The organism is Streptomyces sp. NPDC002577 (genome assembly GCF_053594815.1).
The window spans coordinates 1-24,057 of the sequence record NZ_JBSFWK010000039.1 but is presented as its reverse complement, the minus strand read 5'-3'; the positions used below and the strand labels follow the sequence as shown (position 1 = coordinate 24,057).

Annotated in this window: 19 protein-coding genes; 15 read left to right on the top strand and 4 right to left on the bottom strand. The window is 68.1% G+C overall.

Annotated elements, in window-relative coordinates; all coding sequences use genetic code 11:
• The first annotated feature begins 212 nt into the window (after nt 1-212).
• From ACWD4J_RS33560 to ACWD4J_RS33535, 6 genes are all read left to right on the top strand, one after another.
• Nucleotides 213-815, top strand: a complete 603-nt coding sequence (locus tag ACWD4J_RS33560) for a TetR/AcrR family transcriptional regulator (RefSeq protein ID WP_451399257.1) — start codon at nt 213-215, stop codon at nt 813-815.
• 269 nt (nt 816-1,084) lie between these two features.
• Complete coding sequence (locus tag ACWD4J_RS33555) at nt 1,085-2,281, top strand: DUF2889 domain-containing protein (RefSeq protein WP_451399256.1); 1,197 nt, start codon at nt 1,085-1,087, stop codon at nt 2,279-2,281.
• Between the two features lie 24 nt (nt 2,282-2,305).
• Nucleotides 2,306-2,944, top strand: coding sequence for a PaaI family thioesterase (locus ACWD4J_RS33550; protein WP_451399255.1), 639 nt, complete (start codon nt 2,306-2,308; stop codon nt 2,942-2,944).
• 108 nt (nt 2,945-3,052) lie between these two features.
• Complete coding sequence (locus tag ACWD4J_RS33545; protein ID WP_451399254.1) at nt 3,053-3,841, top strand: enoyl-CoA hydratase/isomerase family protein; 789 nt, start codon at nt 3,053-3,055, stop codon at nt 3,839-3,841.
• Nucleotides 3,842-4,094: 253 nt separating this feature from the next.
• Entirely contained in the window at nt 4,095-5,303 is a 1,209-nt protein-coding gene (locus ACWD4J_RS33540) for an amidohydrolase family protein (protein WP_451399253.1), read from the top strand.
• A gap of 103 nt (nt 5,304-5,406) precedes the next feature.
• A complete protein-coding gene (locus tag ACWD4J_RS33535) occupies nt 5,407-6,594 on the top strand; it encodes a thiolase family protein (protein WP_451399252.1) in 1,188 nt (395 codons plus the stop codon).
• Nucleotides 6,595-6,707: 113 nt separating this feature from the next.
• Here the strand turns inward: ACWD4J_RS33535 and ACWD4J_RS33530 are convergent, their stop codons facing one another.
• Together ACWD4J_RS33530 and ACWD4J_RS33525 are read right to left on the bottom strand one after the other, a co-directional pair.
• The gene (locus ACWD4J_RS33530; protein ID WP_451399251.1) at nt 6,708-7,415 is read right to left on the bottom strand and encodes a TetR/AcrR family transcriptional regulator; all 708 of its coding nucleotides are present in this window, start codon (nt 7,413-7,415) and stop codon (nt 6,708-6,710) included.
• A gap of 205 nt (nt 7,416-7,620) precedes the next feature.
• A complete protein-coding gene (locus tag ACWD4J_RS33525; RefSeq protein ID WP_451399250.1) occupies nt 7,621-10,275 on the bottom strand; it encodes an ABC transporter permease subunit in 2,655 nt (884 codons plus the stop codon).
• A 212-nt stretch (nt 10,276-10,487) separates the two neighbouring features.
• Between ACWD4J_RS33525 and ACWD4J_RS33520 the strand changes: the two genes are divergently transcribed.
• Nucleotides 10,488-11,240, top strand: coding sequence for an ABC transporter ATP-binding protein (locus ACWD4J_RS33520; RefSeq protein ID WP_451399249.1), 753 nt, complete (start codon nt 10,488-10,490; stop codon nt 11,238-11,240).
• A 115-nt stretch (nt 11,241-11,355) separates the two neighbouring features.
• Nucleotides 11,356-12,567 carry an ABC transporter substrate-binding protein gene (locus ACWD4J_RS33515; protein WP_451399248.1) on the top strand — a complete coding sequence of 404 codons (1,212 nt, stop codon included), beginning with the start codon at nt 11,356-11,358 and terminating at the stop codon, nt 12,565-12,567.
• A gap of 24 nt (nt 12,568-12,591) precedes the next feature.
• Here the strand turns inward: ACWD4J_RS33515 and ACWD4J_RS33510 are convergent, their stop codons facing one another.
• Nucleotides 12,592-13,596: a VOC family protein gene (locus ACWD4J_RS33510; protein WP_451399247.1), complete on the bottom strand. Its 1,005-nt coding sequence runs from the start codon at nt 13,594-13,596 to the stop codon at nt 12,592-12,594.
• Between the two features lie 264 nt (nt 13,597-13,860).
• On the opposite strand from ACWD4J_RS33510, the gene ACWD4J_RS33505 reads away from it, so the two are divergent.
• Together ACWD4J_RS33505 and ACWD4J_RS33500 are read left to right on the top strand one after the other, a co-directional pair.
• On the top strand, nt 13,861-15,024 hold the full coding sequence (locus ACWD4J_RS33505) for an aromatic ring-hydroxylating oxygenase subunit alpha (RefSeq protein WP_451399246.1): 1,164 nt from the start codon (nt 13,861-13,863) through the stop codon (nt 15,022-15,024).
• Between the two features lie 97 nt (nt 15,025-15,121).
• Nucleotides 15,122-16,762, top strand: coding sequence for an N-acyl-D-amino-acid deacylase family protein (locus ACWD4J_RS33500; protein WP_451399245.1), 1,641 nt, complete (start codon nt 15,122-15,124; stop codon nt 16,760-16,762).
• 112 nt (nt 16,763-16,874) lie between these two features.
• Here the strand turns inward: ACWD4J_RS33500 and ACWD4J_RS33495 are convergent, their stop codons facing one another.
• Nucleotides 16,875-18,377 (bottom strand): aldehyde dehydrogenase family protein, encoded by a 1,503-nt coding sequence (locus tag ACWD4J_RS33495; RefSeq protein WP_451399244.1) that lies wholly within the window; start codon nt 18,375-18,377, stop codon nt 16,875-16,877.
• Nucleotides 18,378-18,701: 324 nt separating this feature from the next.
• Here ACWD4J_RS33495 and ACWD4J_RS33490 point away from each other — a divergent pair, with 324 nt between their 5' ends.
• The 5 genes from ACWD4J_RS33490 to ACWD4J_RS33470 all read left to right on the top strand — a co-directional run.
• Nucleotides 18,702-19,721, top strand: coding sequence for a phosphotransferase (locus tag ACWD4J_RS33490; RefSeq protein ID WP_451399243.1), 1,020 nt, complete (start codon nt 18,702-18,704; stop codon nt 19,719-19,721).
• A gap of 370 nt (nt 19,722-20,091) precedes the next feature.
• Nucleotides 20,092-21,030, top strand: a complete 939-nt coding sequence (locus ACWD4J_RS33485; RefSeq protein ID WP_451399242.1) for an ABC transporter permease — start codon at nt 20,092-20,094, stop codon at nt 21,028-21,030.
• Nucleotides 21,027-21,929: an ABC transporter permease gene (locus tag ACWD4J_RS33480; protein WP_451399241.1), complete on the top strand. Its 903-nt coding sequence runs from the start codon at nt 21,027-21,029 to the stop codon at nt 21,927-21,929. Before ACWD4J_RS33485 ends, ACWD4J_RS33480 begins: the two co-directional genes overlap by 4 nt.
• 90 nt (nt 21,930-22,019) lie before the next feature.
• Nucleotides 22,020-23,591: an ABC transporter substrate-binding protein gene (locus tag ACWD4J_RS33475; protein WP_451399240.1), complete on the top strand. Its 1,572-nt coding sequence runs from the start codon at nt 22,020-22,022 to the stop codon at nt 23,589-23,591.
• Between the two features lie 74 nt (nt 23,592-23,665).
• The coding region (locus ACWD4J_RS33470) for an ATP-binding cassette domain-containing protein (RefSeq protein WP_451399239.1) at nt 23,666-24,057 on the top strand (392 nt) is incomplete at its 3' end.

Here is a 24,057-nt window from a genome sequence, read left to right as displayed (position 1 = left end):
TGGGTCGTCATGCCTGTGCGGCCGACTTGGTATGTTCGGGCAACTTTAGCTCTTCTCCGCCGCCCGGCACGAGAGTGTGAGGGCGATCAGTGGGTGGCGGGCAGTGCGACGGCATGTCTGCCCCGGCCGTCGGACCGCCCCTGTCCTTGGCCGTCGTCAGGGAGGGAGTGTCATGATGGCGGGCGGTGTCCGGGCGACAGGAGGCTGCAGTCGTGACCGAGTCCGCGGAGCGTGAGCGGATCATCAAAGCGGCGTATCGCTGCCTGGCCGACAGCAACGGGGGCAGCGTGTCGGTCGGCGACATCCTCCGGGACGCGGCTCTGTCGACACGTGCTTTCTACCGGCACTTCGACTCCAAGGACGACCTGCTTCTTGCCATGTTCCGCCGCGACAGCGGGCGCCTGCTGGCCGAACTGCAGGGCGCGGTCGCACGGGCCGCGTCGCCGACCGACGCCCTGCGCGGCTGGATCGAGGCGGTGCTGCGCGTGACCTCGGACGCGCAGCGTCGCCGACGCGTGCAGATCCTGTCTTCCGAGGGGGTGAAGAGGGCGGTGGGATACGCCGGGGAGCGGGCGCGGTCGGTGGCTGCACAAGAGGCGGCCATAGCCCAGATCCTCTACCAGGGCCGGGAGGACGGGTCGTTTCCCTGGAGCGAGCCCGATTCCGATGCGCGGGCGATCCTGGCCGTGATCAACCAGGCGTTCGATGAGCAGATGTCGCAGTCGGCCTCGGTGAGCGCAGCCGAGGCGGCGGCTCGGGTGGTGGACTTCGCACTGCGGGCGCTGGGGGCCGCGGTGGCGTCACCGGCAGCGTGACAGAGCGTCAGCGCGCCCAGGGGTGACGCCTTGCGGCGCTGATCCGCACGAGAAGCCGCTGATGCGAAAACCTGGTTTTCGGTCAACGCTGGACGAAGTCCCGTTGTGCAGATATGGCGTTGTGTTCTATCCCACCCTCGGTGGCGGCTCAGTGCGTTGACACCATCAGGCACCGGGGCGACCATGTTGAAAATGCCGTTCTCAATGAAGTGCGTGAGTGCCACGATGCGGGCACGCGACACCGTGGACGGATGGTTCCGCTGAGCCCGATGCATCGAGAGCAGTGGCCGGCGTCGGCTCTGGCCCTCAGCTCCCTGCTCCTCAAGGAAGTAAGGACACCGGACACCATGGGAAAGACGTCACGCACCGGCCAGACGCAGGGTGAACTCGTTTCTGAAGCCGACTTGGGCAGCAAGCCTCGTAAGTTGCATCCCCGGCATGGCATCCATGAGCCGACGTCAGGCACCCCCGTACGCGTCCCCGGTTCGGTGCGTCGCACCACCACCATCGACATGCTCCGGCCCGAAGGTCTGGACGGACCGCTCGTGCTGGCCGCCCGGGGCCGGGACCTGCATACCGCCGTGGACAGCTCGTCATCGGTCGTGGCCGAGGCGTCCTGCCGTGGCGTCGTCGACTACGCGGAGGGACGGACACTTCAGGAGCTGACCACGGATCCGGTGCGCCCACAGCTCGACGCACTGGTCGGAACCGGGGTCGCGTCAGGGTTCCGGCGGCGTCTGGACGAGTCGGACCCCTCCCTCGTCACCGAGCACAACCTGTTGTACCTGCTGCTGGACGACGTACCGGTCTCCACTCTGATCTCCGGGCAGGCCTTCGCTGCCCGGTGGGAGGGCGGCACCGAGCCTCGAACGGAAGACGCGCGACGGCAGCTGCAGCAACGGGCCGGAATCTGCGCGGGATTCGCAGCAGACGGGACGATCATGGTGCAACTCAAAAAGACGGGCCGCGCATCCTATGTGACAGGCCCGGTGGCCCCCTCGCTCGACACGAACGGTGATGCTCCCGGTCTCCCGGGCCAGCGGGATCCGCAGGGCTGGCATCCCACCGATCCCCTGCCGCCATACAGCATGCGCCGCGCACGCCGGATCGACGTCCTCCCCGGAAGTTCCGCTGAACCGGCCGGAGTCGACGCCATGTTCCGTGACTCGTACGTCCTGCCCGACGGCACCGAGACCGTCATTCACGAGTACACGCTGACTGCCGAGGTCGACCCGCGTACGAGGACGATGACGGCTTGCGAGGCCCGCCCCCGTGTGCTGCCGTGGGTCGAATGCCCGGCCGCTGCGGCGAGTGCCGGACGGCTGGCTGGGCAGAGGCTCGACGGGCTACGTCGCCACGTGCGCGAAACGTTCAGCGGACTGAGCACCTGCACCCACCTCAACGACATGCTGCGCGGACTGGAGGACGTCTACGCCCTCTGGCGGGTGACCGCGGTCGGGGACTGACCCTCGAAAGAAAGGTGACGTGCGTTGACGGAACTGGCATGGGGCGATCAGATGCAGGCCGGCAGCCCGTGGGAGGCGCGATCCGGTCCTGACCCCGGCTCGGTACCCGGCGGGCCCGGGTTCGGCGGCATGATCGAGGCTCTGCGACGGCTGCAGGACAGGATCACCGGGGCCAGCCCGCCACCGCACGTGGTCGAGGAGACGACGCGTGCACTGGAGAGCCTGTCGGCTGCCCTCGAACCGTTCACGGTCCCCGAGCAGGAGCAGATCGCCGGCCGTCGAATGGACCTGCCGGGGCGGGGCCAGGCGCTGGCACCGCCCTTCGTTCCGGACGAGTGGGGTGACTCGCGTGTCAGTGGCCATTTCACGCTGGGGCGCCACTACCTCGGCGGCAATGGTGCGGCACACGGCGGGGCGATACACCTGCTGTTCGACGAGGTGTTGGGCCGGCTCGCGAACATCGGACGACCGACAGCCCGTACCGCATACCTCCACGTCAACTTCCACAGGATCACACCGATAGGCGTGGAACTGAGGCTGGACGCCGAACTCCAGCGGGAGGAGGGGCGCAAGCGTTTCCTCACCGGTGCCGTCTACGACGGCGAGCATGTCACCGCCGATGCGGAGGGGTTGTTCATCGAGCTGCGCCCCGGTCAGCCATGAGCCGCCGCAGCCGCTGGGCCCGTCCTCATCGCGCGGCCAACTCATGCGTCAGCTCGCCCGACGGCGGCCTGACCGCCGGTTCATCCATCCTCTCGGGAGCGTGCCGCCGTGACCTACGCCTACGATCTTCCACCGGAGCTGACCGTCGAGCGTGACGGTCCCATCGCCACGGTCGTCATGAACCGGCCCGCCGAGCTCAACGCCGTCAACCAGAAACTCCACGCCGCGCTCGCCGACGTATGGCGGCAGCTGTCCGAGGACCTCGAGGTCAAGGCGGTGATCCTCACCGGCGCTGGACAGGCCTTCTCTGCGGGCGGCGACCTGGACTGGATCACCTCGTTCCTCGACGATCCGGTGGCTCGCGACGCCAGCCTGCGCGAGGGCGCACAGATCATCGAGGAGATGCTCCGATTCCCGCTGCCGGTCATCGCCGCAGTCAACGGCGCAGCGGTGGGGCTCGGCTGCAGCCTCGCGGTGCTCTGCGACATCGTGCTGATGTCCGAGAACGCCCACCTGGCCGACCCGCACGTCGCTGTCGGTCTCGTGGCCGGTGACGGAGGCGCCGCGTTCTGGCCGCTGCTCACCCCGATCATCAAGTCGCGTGAGTACTTGTACACCGGCGACCGCATCTCCGCGGCCACGGCCGTCGAACTCGGGCTCGCCACCCGTACCACCGCACCCGCCGACCTGTTGCCAGGGGCCCGACGGGTGGCCGAGCGCTTGGCGGCGCAACCGAGCGAGGCGCTGCGGAGCACCAAGCGGGTGGTCAACATCTACCTGTCGCAGGCGCTCAGCGGGGCTGTCCAGGCAGGCTTCGCCGCGGAGGCCGTCACCATGCGGTCCGCCGAGCACCGTGACCGGCTGCTCGCGCTCCGGCGGAGGGCGCACCAGCGATGACGTCGTCACCTGAAGCATCTGACGAATTCCGTGCGGCCGGTCTCGAAATCGCCATGCTCGACGAGGAGTTCGTCCGCTTCGAGGGGCGTGGTTCCCGGTGCTCCGTAGTGCCGCTGTGTGTTCAGTGCGCCGACCGGCCCTGGCGCACGAGCGGCCCGGCACCTATCATGGTATGTGAGCGTTCGCTTTATAAGGGTCATCTCTAAGGCTCGTTTCCAGGGGTCGCTGTCACTGCGGACAGGTGGGAGATCTCATGTCATTCAGCTGGTTCATCTCGGTCGATGACCACCTCATCGAGCCGCCTCGTCTGTGGCAGGAGCGATTGCCCGAACGGTGGCGGGAAACCGGCCCGCGTATCGTGCGGGACGGCGACTCGGAGTTCTGGGTCTACGAGGACCGTCAGATCGTCACGACCGGCCTGAACGCCGTGGCCGGCAAGCGGCGCGAGGAGTTCTCGCCGGAGCCGATCACCTATGACGAGATGAGGCCGGGTTGCTACGACCCGGCCGCTCGCGTGGCCGACCTGAACGAGGGCCGCGTACTCGCCTCGATGCTGTTCCCGTCCTTCCCGCGCTACTGCGGGCAGGTCTTCCACGAGGCCAGGGACAAAGATCTGGCGCTCCTGTGCGTGCGGGCGTGGAACGACTTCATCCTCGAGGAGTTCGCGGACGCCTACCCCGGCCGGTTCATCCCGATGATGATCATCCCGCTGTGGGATCCGGCGGCCGCCGCGGCCGAGATCGAGCGGACCGCCGCCCGCGGGGCGAAGTCGATCGCGTTCTCGGAGAACCCGGCCAAACTGGGGCTGCCGTCGATCCACACTGGCTACTGGGACCCGGTCTTCGGCGCCTGCAACGACACGGGCATGGTCGTGTCGATGCACGTGGGGTCGTCGTCGAACTTGATCCGCACCTCCGACGACATGCCGACGCTGGCGTTCATGGCGTACTCAGCGGCGGCGAACCAGGCCGGCACGCTGCTGGACTGGCTGTTCAGCGGCAACTTCACCAGGTTCGGCAACCTGAAGATCGCTCTGTCCGAAGGCTCGATCGGCTGGATCCCGTACTTCCTCGAGCGCGCGGAACAGGTCATCGACAAGCAGCGGTTCTGGGCATCCCGCTTCGACATCGACATGAACGCCGCCCACGAGCGCGGCGAGACGAAGACCGAGGCCAAGTTCGACCTGGACACCGACATCCGCCAGCAGTTCAAGGAGCATGTCTACGGGACGTTCATCGAGGACCAGGCCGGTATCCGGCTGCTGGACCTCATCGGTGAGGACAACGTGATGCTCGAGTGCGACTACCCGCACTCGGACTCGACCTGGCCCGGCACGGTGGCGATGGCCAACAAGTGGCTCGGCCACCTGCCCGAGGATGTGCAGCACAAGATCACCGTCGGCAACGCCGCCCGGGTCTACGACTTCAGCCCCGCCGACCCGGCCACCATCAGCGTCTCCTGACGCCTGGCCGCCGACGCGCTTCGGGCCGCCGTCAGGGGAGCGGCCCGGAGCGCGTCGTGTCAGAAGTGAAGCAACGGAAGTCGTGTGGGGAGGAGTGAGTCTCATGAGCCGTGAGGCTGTGATTGTTTCGGGTGCCCGAACCGCGATCGGGACCGCCTACAAGGGATCGCTGGCCGACGTCGACGCACTGGAACTCGGGACGGCGGCGGTCGCCGAGGCGGTCCGGCGAGCGGGCCTCGCGCCCGAGCTCGTGGACGACGTGGTGATGGGCGAGTCGCTCTACGGCGGCGGGGCCATCGGCCGCTACGCCGCGATCGAAGCGGGACTGGTGAACGCGCCGGGCATCGCCCACAATCGCCACTGCGCCTCGGGGCTCGCCGCGGTGCAGACCGCCGCGGCGTCGATCATCGCCGGCATGGACCGCGTCGTCGTCGCCGGTGGCGTCCAGTCGAGCTCGACCGCCCCGAAGACCAGCCGTCGTATCCCCGGCACCGACGAATGGGAGGAGGACTGGCTCGCGCCCAGCCATCGCGAGACACCCGACGCCCCGATCAGGGATATGACCATCACGGTCGGCTGGAACGCCGCGGTGAAGGCGGGCATCACGCGGGAGGACATGGACGCGTGGGCTCTGCGTTCCCATCAGCGTGCGGTCGCCGGGATCGACGCCGGAAGCTTCACGGATGAGATCTTCCCCATCGAGGTCACCCGTCGCGACGGGACGCGGTTCACCTTCGCGGTCGACGAGCATCCCCGGCGGAACTCGAGTATCGAGAAGCTCGCGTCGTTGAAGCCTCTGCACCCCGAGATCGATGGCTTCAGCATCACCGCCGGCAACTCGGCGGGAGTGAACGACGGTGCGGCGGCGACGGTCGTCGCCGATCGGTCCTTCGCGGAAGAGCACGGACTCGAGCCGCTGGCGGTCGTCCGGGCGTGGGCATCCGCCGGCGTGCCGCCGGCCGACACCGGTCTGGCGCCGCCGGCCGCCGTCCGAAAGGCCCTCCAGCGTGCCGGCCTGTCGGTCGCAGACGTCTCCCTGTGGGAGATCAACGAGGCGTTCGCCTCCGTGAGCGTCGCAGCGACCCGGACACTCGGGCTCGACGAGGACACCGTGAACGTCCTCGGCAGTGGGTGCAGCCTGGGGCATCCCGTCGCGATGACCGGTGCCCGGATGGTGCTCACGCTCATTCACGAGCTGCGCCGCCGCGGCGGTGGCGTCGGTGTGGCCGCGATGTGTGCCGGCGGCGGGATGGCCACCGCCCTCGTGCTCGACGTGCCGCGCCCTGCCTAGACGAGGCGTTCCGAACCGCTTCGGGCTGGTCCTCAAGCGCCGGACAGGCTGAAGATTTCGGCCTGTCCGGCGCTTGAGGACGAGGCGGCGCAGCCGCCTGGGTGTGGGCCGGCTCAGCGCCGCCGCTGGCCGCGTTTGATGGTCGGGAAGAAGCCCTTGATGGTTCCCTCGGTGATCAAGTTCACCGCGCGATCGCGATCGAACTGCTTGCTGTGGCGGCTCTCGAGCGCCTGCATCAGTGCGACGCCCATCACCGCGCGGGCCGAGATGTCGGGGGACTCGAACGGGAATCCGTACCTGTCCTCGACCTCGCGCCACGCCTCGGCCAGGCGGTCCATGGCCACGGAGAAGTTCTCCCGGTAGAACCGCCGGGCCACCTGCGGATCGCCGAACAGCACCAGGCCGAGGAGCGGGAGCACCTCTTCCAACGTCGAGATGAGCTGCCGGTACAGGCCGTTCATCGTCTCCAGCTGACGCTCGGGGGTCAGCGGCTGATCCCGGTCGACGACCGCTGTGGCGGCGACGAGTTCGTCCACGGCCACCTTGAGCGGCTCCACGACGGCCTCGAAGAACAGCTGGTCCTTGCTCTCGAAGTGGCGGTAGATCACGCCCTCGCTGATGCCGCTCTGTTCGGCGATCATCTTGATCGTCGTGCCGTTCATGTCGCCGGTCTTGGTGAAGGCACGCCGCGCGGCGGCCAGGATCGAGCTCTTGCGAGCCTCGGCGGTGAGCCGTCGGCGCGGGCGCGGTGCTTCGCTGGCGGTTTTGGATGTCTGGGCGGCCGACTTAGCCACGAGGTCGCCTCGCTTCCGGGACTGCATACGTGGTGAGTGTGTACTCATTCTAGCCCCGTGTGGTCTGTGGGTGTGTGCGGCACCGGGTACAAGGGCGTGACTTGCTTGTCGTACAAGGGATGTGCTGCCTTCCTGCCGGGCCGCGGTCCGCCAGGCCGGCCGGGTGTCAGTGGCAGGCGCCGCGGTCCGCCACGCAGGCCGGATGCCGGCAGGGTCAGTCTCGCGCGGCATCCTAGACGGCCGGGTCCGATGTGCCGACAACCGGCTCGGCCGCCTCGCCGAGGTATGCCTCGCGGACGGCCGCGTCCGCTCTCACCTGCTCCGGTGTGCCGTCGGCGAGCACCTGTCCTTGATGGAGGACGACGATGCGGTCACATGCCGACATCACAAGCGCCATGTCGTGGTCGACCACCAGCACGGTGAGGCCAGTTGTGTGAGCGAGTTCGCGGAGGCTCACGGCCAGGTTGTCGATCTCGGTGATCGAAAGACCGGCGCTGGGTTCGTCGAGCAGTACGACAGCGGGGTTCGAGGCCAGTGTTCGGGCGATACCGACGAACCGCCGCTTCGCCATGGGGAGTTCGGTGGGGCGCCGCAGGAGGTCCTCTGCCAGCTCGAACCGTTCGAGTGCGGACCGGGCCGGAGCGGGCAGCCGCCCATCGGTGTGGCCCGCGCTCTCTGCCGCGACGCGAAGATTCTGGGCGACGGTGAGATCCTCGAACAGCTCACCTCCTTGGAAGACCCGGCCCAACCCCGACCGAGCGCGCGCGTCGGCGGCCCGGCCGTTCAACGACATGTCGCCGAGTCGCACCACTCCGCTTTGGACGGGAGCGAAGCCGCCGATCGCGTCCAGCAGTGAGGTCTTTCCGGCGCCGTTGGGACCCACCAAGCCCGTGACCGTACCGGGCAGGGCGTGGAGGTTCGCCGCGCTCACGGCGGTCACGCCGCCGAAGCCCACCGACACGCTCTCGACGATCAGTGCCTCACCCGAACGTGCTGATTGGTCGCCGCTCGGAAGCGGTGCGGGATCGACCTGTGATCGTTTCCGCCATGCCACGCCGTTCTCGTGGACGACCACGGTCAGGACGAGGCCGGCGCCGAAGATCGTGGCGTAGTTGTCCGTGATGAAGCCGATCTGGAGGCTGTCGATCAGCAGCCACACGAGGCCGCCGAATGCCAGGACTCCGCCCAGCAGTCCGCCGGAGATCGACGTGACGCCCGCGATCACCGCGAGGCTGACCAGATTGATCGATTCCATGAACGAGAACTGGGTGAAGGTGACCGAGGAACTGCGGAACGCCAGAAGCACCCCGGCGGCACCCGCCAGCGCCGACGAGATCACGAACGCGGAGAGCTTCGCCCGCGCCACGCTGATGCCCACAGACGCGGCCGCCCGCTCGTTGGTGCGGACGACGAGCAGCCGGCGCCCGAGCCGGGACCGCCTGACGACGGCGACGACCACGCCTGCGACGACCAGCCAGAACAGCGCGTAGTACCCGTACCGGTCGGGATGCAGTGCAGCGTCCACGTCGAGGCCGAACAGCGAGGGCGGACGCGGCTGGGAACCCATGATGCCGCCGGTGTAGTGCGAGCTGTCGAAGAGAACGCTCGAGACGGCGAACGCCATACCCATGGTGAGAATGGCGAGATTGATGCCGCGCACCTTCAGAGCCGGAAGACCGACGAGCAGTCCGGCGAGGGCTCCCACCACCGCACCCGCGAGAGGCGCCAGGAGGAACGGCAGACGGATGTCCAGATCGAGTCGGACGGCGGCGTAGGCGCCGAGTCCCGCGACGGTCATCTGCGCGAGGCTGATCTGGTTGGCGTATCCGATGAGGAGGATGAGCGAGAGCACGAGGATGGCGAAGATGATGGAGACGGTTGCGGCGTCGCGCCACGTGCTGTCACCGAGGGCGAGTACGGCGATCACTGCTACCAGTGCGGCGGTCACGGGTAGCGGCCGGAACAACCCGGCAGCCACGGGAGCGGCAGGTGTGGCCGGGAGCCGGTTGCTCGCCCGGTCTCTGCGCAGCGTCAGGATCGCCATCACAGCCACGAAGGGAACGGTCTGGGGCCAGCCGAGCTGAAACCGGTCCGGAACGTGCTCGGCTACCAGGTGGGTGACGACGCTCTCTCCCACGCCGAGGGTCAGACCGCCGGCGAGCGCGAGTGGGTAGCTGTCGAAGCGACCGAGCAACGCGGCAGCGAAGGCGAACGCCGTCACGGTCAGCATGGCGGTGTCGAACTGCCCGACGATAGGTGCGACGAGGACGCCGGCCGCGGCGGCGAGTACCGATCCGAGTGCCCAGTTGACACTGCCGAGCATGTGCGGTGAGGCGCCGAGCGCCTGCGCGGCGGACTCGTGCTCCGCCATCGCCTTCGTCATCAGCGGAAGCCGTGCCCACGCGGACCACACGGTGAAGGCACCGATGACGACCACGGCGATGACGAAGATGATGAGGCGTTCCGCAGGAATCGTCAGGCCGAAGATGCGCAGGGCCGAGGTGGGAAGCGCGCTGTCGGGAACGCGTGTCGCGTTACCGAAGGCCGTGTGTGCAAGACCGGTCAGGAGTCCGAGCAACCCCAGTGTCGCCACCATGCGCGAGACCTCGGTCCGGTGGCGGATGGGCCGGATGATCAGCAGATAGACCATGACGCCGAAGAGGGCCGCTCCGAGCAGCGTCAGCAGCGCGGCCGTGACGGCAGGGACGTGATGGTCGTCGCGGAGTGCATAGAACACCAACGCACCCCACAACGCGACGCCTCCGTGCGCGAAGTTGATCGTCTTCGATCCTCGGTGAATCGCCACGATGCCGACCGCGCTCACCGCGTACACGCCGCCGACACCGAGGCCCAGCAATGCGAACTGCAGGATGGGCTGCAGATCCATGGCACCCCCTGACACCGTTGTGAAGAGAGTGACGACGACGAGTCTGTGCAGATATGTGCTGACCGATGACGAACGACTCGTCTCGCGCATCCGGCCCGTCCCATACGACGAGACCTCTACGCACCCATTGCGGACCGTCCGCGCCGACTGTAGTTTCGTGAACGCTCACTCGCAAGTGTGGTGACGACGACGTCGAACCCGGAGGATCCGAGATGAGCGAGGGCGAGCCGATGGGTGCTTCGTCACGACCGTGCGTCGACGTGGCACGGGTGACGGCCCCCGATGAGGTGTCAGGGATAGCGGCGCGCGGACTGTCCGCCGGCTACGGGCGGGTGCAGGTTCTGCGGCACATCGATCTCGATGTACGGCCGGGCGAGATGGTGGCCCTTCTCGGACCGAACGGCGCAGGGAAGACGACATTGATGCGCACGCTCGCCGGGTACAGGCGCCCGACCGACGGCGACGTCTACCTCTTCGGGGTGCGCTGCAACCGGACACCTGCCTACAAGCGGTGCCGGCAAGGTGTGTCCTTCATGGGGGAGGAGCGCCATGTCTTCCCCGGCCTCACCGTCCGCCAGTCGCTCCGACTCGTGCGCGACCAGGGCGAGGCCCGGGAACTGTTTCCGTCGCTGGCTCAGCGTGCTCGCCACCGTGCAGCTCTCCTGTCCGGTGGCGAGCAGCAAATGCTGGCGCTGACCCTGGCGTTGGCCCGCAACCCGCGCCTCCTGCTCATCGACGAGTTGTCCCTGGGGCTTGCACCCATGGTGCGCGAGCGCCTCCTCGACACCCTCAGGGAGACCGCCGACCGCGGTGTCGGCGTGCTCGTCGTCGAACAGAACGCAGGGGCTGTGGTGAGCCGGGCCGATCGCGCCTACGTCATGAGGCGGGGCGAGATCGTGGACGAGCGGCCGGCGAAGGAGTGGCAGAACGACCTCGATGGTCTGGCGTCGCTGTACCTCTCCTAGCGGCTGACGGGAAACGGATTCCGGCGCGCACCGGCCGGCGGCGGTGCATTCCCGTCCCGCATGCACATTCAGTCTCCTGTTTCCTGCTCCGGTGCTACGAACGAGAGGGCACATCATGTCGAAGGCGCTTCTGAGGCCGCTCGCGGTGCTGGGATTGCTCGCCCTCATGGCCACCGCATGCGGTGGTGGCGACGGGAACGAGGCGGAGAACGCGTCCGGGGGCAAGCCGATCAAGATCGCCTCGATCGCTGCCATCTCCGGCGGCGTCAGCAGCAACCCCGAGTACGGCGACGGCGCGATGGCCGCTGTGAAGTCCATCAACGCGCAGGGCGGAATCAACGGACGTCGCCTCGAGCTGACCCTCTGCGACTACCACCAGACCGCGACCGATTCCGCCGCGTGCAATCGCAAGATCCTGGCGGACAAGGACATCGCCGCCGTCGTGGGCGGCTCGGACACCTATCGCGATGCCGCCAAGAGCCAGATCGAGGCGGCCAAGATGCCGTTCGTCGGTGTGTACCCCATCGCGGGGTTCGATCTCAGCAGCCAGCTCTCGTTCAACGTCAACGGCGGTATCGCTGTCGAACTCCACGGCCTGGCCCAGGATGTGGTCGCGAGTGGCGCCAAGAAGGTCGGGCTCGTCACGCTCGACATTCCGGTGGCCGACGTGGCCCGCAAGACCGTCGGAGAGGTGATGAAGGCGGCCGGTGTCGAGATCGTGAACAACGTGCAGCTCTCACCGTCCACCGCCGACCTCAGTGCGTCGGCTCAGCAGGTGACGAAGGGGAATCCCGACGCTGTCCTCTGGCTCACCTTCGCTGCTCAGACCGGGGTGGCCGTCAAGGCGCTGCGGGAAACGGGTTACAAGGGGACGGTCGCCTTCGCCGCCAGTGCTTTCGACCGGAAGAAACTCGAGGACATGGGTGCCGACGGACCACTGACCGCGGGCCTTGTGCTTCCCCCGGCATGGGACACCTCCACCGCGTACGGCAAGCAGTTCAACGAGGACATGAAGGCCTACGAACCCGATGGGACGATCGACGAGCTGAGTCTGAACTCCTGGCTGAGTGTCCGGGGCTTCGCCCAGCTGGCGTCCACGCTCGACCGCGTCGACCGGGCCTCGGTGCTCGGCGGGATCCGGAAGACGGCGAAGGTCAAGACCGGAGGTCTGACACCGGCCATCGATTTCTCCACCAGGAGCCCGCTGCCGTACGCCGCCGTCTACAACCCGGCGTACACCACGGTCCATGTGAAGAACGGCGAAGTGACGTGGGACGGGAAACTCCACCGGTACGGAACCGGGAAGGTGGTGCAGGCCGCACCGTAGCGCACGGAGAAGGCGGCGGTTCGCTCAGCTGAGCGGCCGAGCGGGGTGCCAGGCGGGGCCGGCGTGCTCGCCTTCCTGGTAGCGCCCGTGAGGATAGGTCACCAGCTCGAAGTAGAGGCCGAACGGTGCGAGGCAGTGCAAGGTGTACGCCTCGTCACCGGCCTCGTACAGATACGCCGGCTTCTTCCGGCCGAGAATGTGGACGTCGTGGGTGGTCAGCCGGTCGACGGCGGCGTCGATGTCGTCGACGTAGAACGCCAGGTGCCATCCGCCGATGTCGAACATCGCCGGCCAGACCCGGTTCTGTCCCGGATAGGCCGGGCATTCGATGAGCTCAACGCTCAGATACGGCGATCGCAAAGAACGTGCGCGAGTCGGCGTGGCCCGGGCGTCGACGTTGGCGAAGGCGCGCAGCCCACCGTCCGGACCGCCCTGCGGCCAGGGTGGGACGTCGCCGTCCCGCTCGAAGCCGAGTACCTCCTCGAAGAAGGCACTGGCCTCGTCCAGTTCGGCGACGGTGACACGCAGCCGTTCGAAGCCGCTGAACCCGGGAATCGACCCGGGGCGAGGCTGCCAGGCCGGTGCAGGCGCGTGCGAAGGAACCACTTCGAAGTGGAAGCCCCACGGCGTCAGGTACCGGGCATCGCCGAGCCCGTACACATCCTTGCCCTGCAGATAGTCGACTGCGGCATCGACGTCATCGACCGCGGCCGTCAGACCCCAGCCGCCGATATCGAGCAGATCCGGCCACAGCAAGCGCTGGCGTGGCGTACTCACCTGGAACAGTTCGATGTTGAGCAGCGGGCTGCGCAGGACGCGGACGCAGTGGACGACCGATCGCACATCCGCGTTGGCGATGACGCGCATGAACGGCCCTCTGCGGTCCTCGAACGGACCCATGGTGTACAGCGTCTGACAACCGAACACATCAGTGAAGAACGCCGTCGCCTCGTCGAGGTCGGCGACGGTGATGTTCAGGTGCTCGACGCCACGCGACGTCGTAAGACCGGCGGAGGGCGAACCAGTCATCAGTAGACCCCCAAGGTGAGCAGGCACTCCCGAGGGTACTTTGTGAGCGGTTACTCAGTACAGGGTCACGCGTGAAGCGGGCCTCGGTGCGCCCGCGGTCGGCTCGCGCTCGGTCGCTGCCTGGCACCTCGCAGAGGACCTGCAGCGTTATTGCGGAGTGAGCGATTACTGTCTAAGTTTTTTGGAGGCCGTGATCCCGGTCATCTGGCGAGCCGGTCAGGCCGGGCGTGCAGACGAACCTATCGGCCGACAAGGGGAGCTACCGTGGACAGGGAAGCATTCGACCGCAGCATCGCGCGCCGCCTGCTGGACCACATCGAGCACCGCACGACCGACTTCGCCGACGGCGTGCTCGAGCTGCCGACCGACATCTACTCGCCGGCGCACCACGAGGAGGAGGTCGAGGTCCTCTTCCGTGACCAGCCGCTCGTTCTGTGCCTCTCGGGCGCTCTGCCGGAGCCGGACACGTTCCGCACCATCGACCTGTGCGGGACGCCGATCCTGCTGACCCGGGACGGGCAGGGGCGGGTGCGGGCGCTGGTGAACGCCTGCCGCCACCGCGGCGTGCGGGTCGCGGACGGATCAGGTGCGGCGAAAAGGTTCAGCTGCCCCTTCCATGCGTGGCTCTACGACATCGACGGCCGTCTCCTGCGTACACCGGTCGCCGAGGCGTTCGACGGGATGTGCCGCGAGCAGAAGGGGCTCGTGGAACTGCCGGTCGCCGAGGGCTACGGGCTGATCATCGGCCGCCTGCGGCCCGGCGGCCCTGCCCTGGACGTCGGCGACTACCTGGGCCCCGGACTCGCGGACGAACTCGCCATGCTCGACTTCGCCGACTGGGAACCCCACGGCGAGCCGCACGTCCACCGGGTCGAAGCCAACTGGAAGGTCACGCTCGACACCTTCCGGGAGAACTACCACTTCAACATCCTGCACCGGCGGACGCTGGCGACATACGCCTACGGCAACGTCCTGACCTTCGACGCCTTCGGGCCCCACCTGCGCAACTGCTCGGCGCTTCGGTCCATCGACGAGCTGCGCGGCCGTCCGGAGTCGGAATGGGGGGACGTGACGCGGCACGTCAGCTACCAGTACGCGCTCTTCCCCAACACAAGCCTGACGTTCGACAGCAGGCACATCGAGCTGTGGCAGATCCTCCCGGTCGACGCCACCACCTCGGAGGTGGTGCACACGGCCTACCTCCGGCCCGGCCTGAGTGACGAGGAACGGGCGAAGGCGGCGGAGATGGCGCCGTGGATCTGCGAGACGGTGGTCGACGGAGAGGACTTCTGGGTCGCCGGCCGGACGGAGCCCGGGGTGCGAACCGGTCTGCTCGACACCGTCGTGTTCGGGCGCAACGAGCCCGCACCCCAGCACCTGCACCGGGGATTCGCCGCCGCGCTCCAGGCGGCCAAGGAGCGCCGCTGACGCGGAAGGCCGAGGGAAGCACATCGCTAAGTAAGCGAGTGTTTGCTAACCTCGGGGATTGACGGTGACCTGCCGGACGGAGCGATCGGGAGGAACGATGGATCTGCTGCTGCGTCAAGCCTGGCTGGTCGATGGGACCGGCGGCCCGAGCCGTGCCGCGGACGTGGCGGTGACCGGGGACCGCATCTCTGCGATCGGTGGTGCCGGAGAGCTGACACCGAGTTCCGGCACACGCGTCGTCGACCTGGAGGGACTGGCGCTGGCGCCCGGGTTCATCGACGTCCACACGCATTACGACGCCCAGATCCTGTGGGACGGCGATCTCACCCCGTCCAGTTGGCACGGGGTGACCAGCGTGATCATGGGCAACTGCGGCTTCGGGGTGGCCCCGACGCGTCCCGGGCACCGGGAGATCATCGTCCGCACCCTCGAGAACGTCGAGGGCATGTCGATGGAGGCGCTCGACGCCGGGATCGACTGGTGCTTCGAGACGTTTCCGCAGTACCTGTCCGCGCTCGAGAAGCGCAGCAAGCGCCTCAACGTCGGTGCCTTCATCGGGCACACGCCGCTGCGCCTGTTCGTGCTGGGCGGGGACGAGCGGGCGGCGACGGCCGACGAGACCGAGAAGATGCGCAGCCTCCTGCGCGAGGCCCTCGACGCCGGTGCGATCGGGCTCTCGACCTCCCGGCAGCCCGCCCACCAGGGTGCGTTCGGCAGGCCGGTGCCGAGCCGGTTCGCCGAACTGGACGAGATCGACGACCTGGCCGCCGTGCTCGGTGAGGCCGGCAAGGGGGTCCTGCAGGTCTCCATCGGGCCGGGCCTGTTCGTGGACCAGTTCTCCGAGTTGGCGGTGCGCTACGGAATTCCCGTCACATGGACGGCTCTGGTGGCGCGCGCGGACAAGCCCGGTGCCGCGTTGCGTACGGTCGAGCGCGGCGGTTCGCTGCCGGGCGAGGTCTATCCGCAGATCGCCTGCCGTCCGATCGTGATGCAGATCAGCATGGCCGACCCGACCCCGCTCGCCGAGATCGACGAGTGGAAGGAGGTGTTGGCGCGTCCGCGTGCGGAGCGGGCCGCCCTCTATGAGGACGCCGCATGGCGGGATCGCGCCCGTCCGGCGACGCTCGATGCCTGGAGCCACCGCTGGCCGAAGATCTGCGTGGAGGAGACGGACGCCCACCAGGACGCCGTGGGCATCCCGCTGGACCGGTTGGCGCAGGACAGGGGCGCCACACCGTTCGACCTGATGCTGGATCTGGCGCTCACCGACACCATGGCGACTCGTTTCCGGGTCGTCCTCGACAACGACGGCGACGACGAGATCGGCGACCTGCTCGCCGACAAGCGCACGTTGCTGGGTCTGTCCGACGCCGGTGCGCACGCCAGTCAGCTGTGCGACGCCTGCTATTCGACCCATCTGCTCGGGCACTGGGTCCGCGAACGCAAGGCCATCTCCCTCGAAGACGCCGTCTGGAGGCTCACCGGCCAGCCCGCACGGGCCTTCCGGATCGCCGAGCGCGGACTGGTGCGGGAGGGGTACTTCGCGGACCTCGTGGCCTTCGATCCGGCCACCATCGGTACGACCCCGATCGAACGCGTCCACGACCAGCCGGGCGGTGCCGACCGGCTCGTGGTGCGCAGTACGGGCGTGGAGCACATGTGGGTCAACGGGGTGGCGACGCGCACCGCGGGCGAGGATGTCGCCGCAGCAGCTGCGGGCCGGCTGCTGCGGAGCTGAGTGCTCCGGGCTGGCTCGTCTCCGGGCTGGCTTGGTTCCGGGCTGGCTTGGTTCCGGGCTGGCTTGTCTCCGGGCGGGCTTGGTGGCCAAGCCCGCCCGGGAGCCGGCGGTGTCAATCCGTGTCGATCCACACCGACTTGACGTTGAGGTACTCGTCAAGCGTGTGCTGCCCCATTTCCAGGCCCCATCCGCTCATCTTGTAGCCGCCGAAGGGAACCGCGGGGTCGAAGAGCAGCATCGTGTTGACCCATACCGTTCCTGCCTCCAGCTCGCGCGCCAACCGGTGCGCCTTGCCGACGTCCCGCGTCCAGATGCCACCCGCGAGTCCATAGGCAGTGGCGTTCGACCGGGCGGCGACCTCCTCCAGGGAGTCGAACGGCAGCACGCACGCGACAGGACCGAATATCTCCTCGCGGGCCACACGCATGTCGTCCTGCACGTCCGCGAAGACGGTGGGTGCAACGAAATACCCCTGGGCGAGCTCTCCCGACTCGATGCGGCTGCCGCCGGCGGTGGTACGCGCGCCTTCCTCGCGCCCCACCTCGAGATACCCGGTGACGCGATCCAGTTGCTCTGCCGACACCAGCGGGCCGATCCGGGTCTCCGGGGCCAGGCTGTCGCCCACCTTGAGGTTGTCGGCGAACGCCGATACGCGGTCGACGAACTCGTCGTAGACAGGCCGCTCCACGTAGATGCGTGTGCCGGCGCAGCACACCTGACCGGAGTTGGAGAACACCCCCATGCCCGCGCCTGGCACGGCGCGTGACAGGTCGGCATCGGCGAACACCACGTCAGGGGACTTCCCGCCGAGTTCGAGCGAGACCCGCTTCAGGTTGCCGGCGGCGGCCCGGATGATCCGCTGGCCGGTCGCGGTGGATCCGGTGAACGCCACCTTGTCGACGCCGGTGTGCTCCGTGAGTGCCGCGCCGACCGTCTCTCCGAAGCCCGTCACGATGTTCACCACGCCGTCGGGCAGGCCGATCTCCGTCAGCAGCTCCCCGATGCGCAGCGCGGCCAGGCCGGCTTCCTCGGCGGGCTTGAGCACCATCGTGCAACCGGTGGCGAGCACGGGCGCGATCTTCCATATCGCATTGCTGATCGGCCGGTTCCACGGGACGATCGCGGCGACGACCCCCACCGGTTCCTTGAGGGTGTAACTGAAGACCGATCCCGGGATGGAGTTGGGGATGGTCTCGCCCTGGATCTTCGTCGCCCATCCGGCGAAGTAGCGCAGCACCTCTGCTTCCCAGGCGGGGGTGGTGCCGGAGCGGCGTCGGCCGATCGGCGAACCCATGTCGAGCGCTTCGAGGAGCCGAAGCTCTTCGTAGTGTGCTTGGACGGCGTCCGCGAAGGCCCAGAGGAGTGACTGGCGTTCGCGGGGCTTCATGCGCCGCCACAGGCCGTTGAAGGCCGCCCGGGCCGCCGCGACGGCGCGGTCGGCGTCCGCTGTGTCGGCCTCGGCCAGGTCGGCGATCACCTCGCCGGTCGAGGGGTTGATGCTAGGGAAGGTCTTGCCGGACGCCGCCTCGACCCACTCGCCTCCGATCAGCAATCGCTTGGGGCGACCATCGAGGAAGGGTGGCTTCGGCGTGTCCGTGCGGGGGAGTGTCGACATGCAGGCTCCTTAGTGCCTGGTACGCCCGTTGACGGTCTCTCCGTCAACCTAGCGTGGGCGGACCATCAAGTAAAAGGGTGCTCACTCATCTAGTGGCGCTCGAGCCGTAGAAAGTAATTGCTCACCTTGTTAGGGTGGGTCCTCGCTCGAACCGCTGCCGCCAGGGGGCGGCCCGGCAGGACGGACCGAGGCTGAACAGCTGACCAAGGACGTTGCCCGCGCTGCGACATTCCGGCGATGGACAGGTGGGAGACCATGCCGAAGCAGGCGTCACTCAAGCCCCTCCGGATACCGAGGCGTTGGGAGGATGTCACAGCGGAGTGGATGACGGAGGCGATCGCCGGCCGCCACCCCGGCGCAGTCGTCCGTGACGTCGATGTCCTCATGAGGGAAGACGGCAACAACCGGCGCGCGCGGCTCGGCCTCACGTACGCCGCCGGGTCCGGGCCCGAGACGGTGTTCGTCAAGGCCCATGACCCCGCGCACCGGCTGATCCACCTCCGCAACGGCAACCTGTTCGGCGAGGCGCGGCTGGTCACGTCGGGTGTGGCGCTCCCCATCGAGCACCCCTTCGTGTACAGAGCCGTCGTCGACCGCTTGCGGCTGGACTACCTGCTCGTCATGGAGGACGTCGTGGCGCGCGGCGCCGACCCGAGAGACGCGACGCGCCCGATGAGCATCGACGAGGTGGCGCACGGGGTACGTGGGCTCGCCCGCCTGCACAGCCGGTACTGGGGCCTGTCTCGCAGGACGCACCCGGAGTTCCGGTGGGTGAAGTCATGGAAGCCGACGAAGGGCTGGCAGGCGGGGCTGAGCAAGCGCGTCCCCATCGGCCTGGAGCGGGCGGCCGGGAGGCTGCCCGTCGAGGTGACGACGTGCGACGCCGACGACATCGTAGGGATGTGGGCGCGTTACGTCTCGACGCTCGGCAAAGGGCCGATGACGCTGCTGCACGGTGACGCGCACATCGGCAACACCTACGTCATGCCCGACGGTGACGTAGGTTTCCTCGACTGGCAGGTGGTGCGCCGCGGTGGGTGGTCCCAGGACCTCGGCTACTTCCTCGTGGGCGCACTCACCGAGGACGACCGCCGCAGCAGCGAGGCCGAGCTCGTCGAGGAGTACCGAAGGGTGCTCGACGTCCCCGGTTCGCAGCGGCCGACAGCGGAGGAGGCGTGGCTGCGCTACCGGGCGGCGCCCGCGTTCGGGCTCGCCATCTGGCTGTCCACCCTGGGGGCTGACGGCTTTCAGCGGCATGACGTGTCTCTTGCCCTCGCCGAGCGGTATGCGTCGGCCTTCGCGGAGCTCGCGACCACGGCGGCCCTGGTGAGCCTGGGCGCGTAGCGCTGGGCCGGTCCGCTTGCCGGCCGAACCTCTGACGCGAGTCGTGACGCGCACCCGGTGCATCCGTATAGTGTCAAAGCATCAGAGTAAGTACTCGCTCAGTCAGGAGTGGGTGACGAAGGTCGGGCGGACGCTCTTCAAGCCGCCGGAACGCCCATTCCCTTACGCGCACGAACCTCCTGGGTCCTGTGCGGCTTCCGAATTCCCCTGGTGGTGACCGGCCTCCGACCGCGATGGTCCGAGGACGCAGCCACGGAGATGGGAGCCGGAGGCGGCGCGGGATCCGGCAAGGCGCACGAACTGCTCGGCCGTTCAACTGAGTTCTCGGGTGAAAGCGAGTGAGATGGTGCTCCCCGTTGTGCTCCCTGTCGTGCGACGCATAGGTCGCAGTCTGCTCGTGGTGGTGCTGGTCACCATGGGGGTGGTGGGACTGCTGAGTCTGGCGCCGGGTTCGGCTGCGTCGGTCATCCTCGGCGAGAACGCGACGCCGGAGGCCGTCGCAGAGCTGAACACCAAACTGGGCCTGGACCAGCCCTTCTGGTCGCAGTACTCCGACTGGCTGGGCGGTGCGGTGCAGGGGGACCTGGGGACCTCACCGGTGACGAACCAGCCGGTCAGTACGGCGATCGCGGAGCGGCTGCCGGTGACGCTGGAACTGGCCGTGATGGCGCTCGTCATCGCGCTCGTCGTCGCGGTCCTGCTGGCCGTGGCCTCCGCGGTGCGGCCGGGCAGTGCACTGGACCGGGCGATCAACGCGGTGTCGTCGGTCTTCCTCTCGGTGCCGGCGTTCATCGCGGGGCCGTTGCTGATCTACTTCTTCGCGCTCCGGCTGGGGTGGTTCCCGGTGACGGGATGGTCGCCGATCGGTGAAGGCATCGGCCCTAACCTGCGGGGAGCCGTGCTGCCGGCGGTCGCTATCGCCTTGACCGAGATCGCCGCGTTCCACCGTCTGCTGCGGACCGATCTGATCGGGACGTTGCGGGAGGACTTCGTCGGGGCCGCGCGGGCGAAGGGCATGAGCGCGGGCTATGTGATGTTCCGGCACGCGTTGCGGCCGTCGTCGTTGTCGCTGGTCACGCTGGTCGGGATCAACTTGGGACGGCTGATCGGCGGGACGGTGATCGTGGAGTACCTGTTCTCGTTGCCGGGCCTGGGGCAGTTGCTGGCGTCCTCGATCATCTCCCGGGACGTGGTCATGGTGCAGGGGATCGTGGCGTTCATGGCGGTGGTCTATGTGGTGGTCAACATGGCGGTCGACTTGAGCTACCGCCTGATCGACCCGCGGATCAGGAAGGCGGCCGCGGCATGACGCAGTCGGATGTGGTGGTGGGCCGTGAGGAGAGTGCGCCGCATGCTCCGGCGGCAGCCGTGCCGGTCGTGCCCCGGGCACGCAAGACCCGCTCGGTCCTGGTGTATCTGTCCTACGCCTGGCTGATCGCGGTGATCGTGCTGGCGGCGGTGGCGGATCTGCTGCCGCTGGCGTCGTATGCCACGCCGGTCGGCCCACCGCGGCAGTCGCCGCAGTGGGGGTCGTGGGACTTGCTTGCGGGCACGGACACGCAGGGCCGGTCGATTCTGTCGCGGTGTGTCCACGGGGCGCAGGTCTCGCTGCTGGTGGGCACGGTCGCGGGCCTGGTGGGGTCCGCCGTCGGCTCGATCCTGGGGATGCTGGGCGGTTACTTCGGCAAGCCGCTCGACTCGCTCGTACGGCTGGTGGCCGACACGATGCTGGCGTTCCCGCCGCTCATCCTGCTGCTGGCGCTGTCGTCGATCCTCACCCCGAGCGTGCGGACGCTGCTGGTGGGACTGACGTTGCTGATCATTCCCACGTTCATCCGGCTGGCTCGGGCGAACACCCTGACGTGGTCGGCGCGCGAGTTCGTCCTGGCGGCGCGGAACATGGGCGCCGGGCACCGGCGGATCCTGCTGAAGGAGATCCTGCCCAACGTGCTGCCGGCACTGGGGGCTTACCTGCCGATCGTGATGGCGGCGCTGATCGTGGCGGAAGGATCGCTGAGCTTCCTGGGACTGGGCATTCCCCCGCCCACTCCGAGCTGGGGCGGGATGATCTCCGACGGCAAGGACGCGATCGCCGACACCCCGCACATGGTGTTCGTCCCGGCGACGGTCCTCTTCCTCACCGTGTTCGCACTGAACCAGGTCGGCGACCATCTGCGGCACCGCTTCGACCGCACCATGCACGACTGAGGTGTTCCCCTCCCGGCCGGCCGGCCCGTCGTGTCCGCCGGCCATCCCGAGTTGTCCGCAATTCCTCGAGCCGCTCATGAGAGGTCGACGATGATCCCCAAGAGGCGTTTCCTGGCGGGTGTGGTGGCGTGTGCCGCCGCCCTCGTCCTGGGGGCGTGCGGTGGTGGCAATGGCACCGGCACGTCGTCAGATTCCACTTCCGACGGCAAGCCGGTGGCCGGCGGCACCGCCCGCGTCATCCAGATCCTCGAGCCCCAGAGCCTGGACCCCGCTACCATGGGCAACGCGTGGGCGGTGAACGGCATTCTGGGCAACGCCCTGTACGGGACGCTCGTGGTCAACGACGTGGAGACGGGCAAGGTCCGGTTCACAATGGCCAAGGACTTCTCCACCACCGACGGCGGTGCCACGTTCCAGTTGAAGCTGCGTCCCGGACTGAAGTTCTCCGACGGTACTGCGCTGGACGCCGAGGCCGTGAAGGTCAACTGGGACCGGCTCAAGGATCCGAAGATCGGGTCGAACGCGGTTGAAGACGCATCGCTGATCGCTTCCAGCAAGGTCGTGGACGCCACCACGCTCAAGGTCACGCTGGTCGCAGCGAACCGGAACTTCCCCCAGGTCCTGACCAACAGCCCGATGAACTGGATCGCCTCGCCGAAGGCGCTGAAGGCGGGCCGGAAGGCGTTCGACGCGAAGCCGGTCGGCGCGGGCCCCTTCACCCTGACGAAGTGGACCCGCCAGAACAGCATCGAGCTCGCGAAGAACCCCACGTACTGGGACGCCCCCAAGCCCTACCTCGACCGCCTCGTCGTCCGTACCTCGCCCGAGGCGGGCCAGCGGCTCAACACCGTCACCAGCGGCGGCGCCGACATGGCGATGGAGTCCAACTGGGACACCATCGCCAAGGCGCACGACGCGGGCCTGGCGACCTACACCCCGGCGCTGAGCGGCGGCTTCTACCTCGCGATGAACACGAAGAAGGCACCGTTCAACGACGTGCGGGCACGCCGGGCCGTCGCCGCGGCGTTCGACCTCGACGCGTACAACCTGGCTGTGTACAACGGGAAGTCCGAGCCTGCCCGGACCCTGTTCGCCAAGTCGTCGCCGTTCTACTCCGACATCCAGCTGACAAAGACGGACAAGGCCACCGCGCAGAAGCTCTTCGACGAGCTGGCCGCCGAGGGCAAGCCGGTGTCCTTCACCTTCAAAGCCATCGCCACCTCGGAGAACAAGGCCGTCGCGGAGAACATCCAGGCCCAGCTCAGCAGCTTCAAGAACGTCAAGGTCAAGATCCAGGTGGTCGATGCCGCGACGTTCCTCGGGCTGCGCGCCAGCTACGACTACGACATGATCCTCGGCGGCGCCTTCTTCGGAGACCCCGAGCCGCGGATGTGGGCGGCCTTCCACGGCGACTCGCGCGGCAACCAGTCGCGGCTCGGCGACGAGAAGCTGAACGCGGCGCTCCAGGAGGGCCGAACCGCGGCGTCCACGCAGGAGCGCAAGGCGGCGTACGAGGTGGTGCAGGAGCGGCTGAAGGATCTGGTCCCCGTCCTCTTCGTCAACCGGGCCGCGACCAGCGTCATCGCGTCGAAGAAGGTCCACGGCGTCGTGGCGTACGGCATGGAGTCGGTCCTGCCCGAGGAGCTGTGGATCCAGAAGTAGGTGGATCCAGAAGTAGGTGGGTCCAGAAGCAGCAGTCACCGAAGCCATCGCCGGATGAGAGGACGCGGCAGACCATGAGTACTCAGCCCGTTCTGCAGGTGCGGAATCTGCGTGCCTACATCGGCACCCCGCGGGGCGTCGTGCGCGCCGTGGATGACGTGTCCTTGGATGTCGATCACGCACAGGCGCTGGGGGTGGTGGGGGAGTCCGGATCGGGCAAGTCGGTGACGGCCCGGGCGATCATGGGTCTGCTGCCGCCGCGCTCGGGCTGCTCGGGGGAGGTGTTCTTCCGGGGCCGGGACCTGCTCTCCCTGTCCCGGAAGGAGAAGGCCGAGATCTGGGGCAAGCAGATCGCCATGGTGTTCCAGGACCCCGGCCGCTCCCTCAACCCGGTGGTGCGGGTCGAGCGCCAGCTGACCGAAGGGATGCGCCGGCTGCTGGGAATCGGCCGCTCCGAGGCCCGCGG

Excerpts from the sequence above, each read along its gene's own strand:
- ACWD4J_RS33555 (WP_451399256.1), top strand. The coding sequence starts at position 1,085 with ATGCATCGAGAGCAGTGGCCGGCGTCGGCTCTGGCCCTCAGCTCCCTG.
- ACWD4J_RS33540 (WP_451399253.1), top strand. The coding sequence starts at position 4,095 with ATGTCATTCAGCTGGTTCATCTCGGTCGATGACCACCTCATCGAGCCG.
- ACWD4J_RS33535 (WP_451399252.1), top strand. The coding sequence starts at position 5,407 with ATGAGCCGTGAGGCTGTGATTGTTTCGGGTGCCCGAACCGCGATCGGG.
- ACWD4J_RS33530 (WP_451399251.1), bottom strand. The coding sequence starts at position 7,415 with ATGCAGTCCCGGAAGCGAGGCGACCTCGTGGCTAAGTCGGCCGCCCAG.
- ACWD4J_RS33525 (WP_451399250.1), bottom strand. The coding sequence starts at position 10,275 with ATGGATCTGCAGCCCATCCTGCAGTTCGCATTGCTGGGCCTCGGTGTC.
- ACWD4J_RS33520 (WP_451399249.1), top strand. The coding sequence starts at position 10,488 with ATGAGCGAGGGCGAGCCGATGGGTGCTTCGTCACGACCGTGCGTCGAC.
- ACWD4J_RS33515 (WP_451399248.1), top strand. The coding sequence starts at position 11,356 with ATGTCGAAGGCGCTTCTGAGGCCGCTCGCGGTGCTGGGATTGCTCGCC.
- ACWD4J_RS33510 (WP_451399247.1), bottom strand. The coding sequence starts at position 13,596 with ATGACTGGTTCGCCCTCCGCCGGTCTTACGACGTCGCGTGGCGTCGAG.
- ACWD4J_RS33500 (WP_451399245.1), top strand. The coding sequence starts at position 15,122 with ATGGATCTGCTGCTGCGTCAAGCCTGGCTGGTCGATGGGACCGGCGGC.
- ACWD4J_RS33495 (WP_451399244.1), bottom strand. The coding sequence starts at position 18,377 with ATGTCGACACTCCCCCGCACGGACACGCCGAAGCCACCCTTCCTCGAT.
- ACWD4J_RS33490 (WP_451399243.1), top strand. The coding sequence starts at position 18,702 with ATGACGGAGGCGATCGCCGGCCGCCACCCCGGCGCAGTCGTCCGTGAC.
- ACWD4J_RS33480 (WP_451399241.1), top strand. The coding sequence starts at position 21,027 with ATGACGCAGTCGGATGTGGTGGTGGGCCGTGAGGAGAGTGCGCCGCAT.
- ACWD4J_RS33475 (WP_451399240.1), top strand. The coding sequence starts at position 22,020 with ATGATCCCCAAGAGGCGTTTCCTGGCGGGTGTGGTGGCGTGTGCCGCC.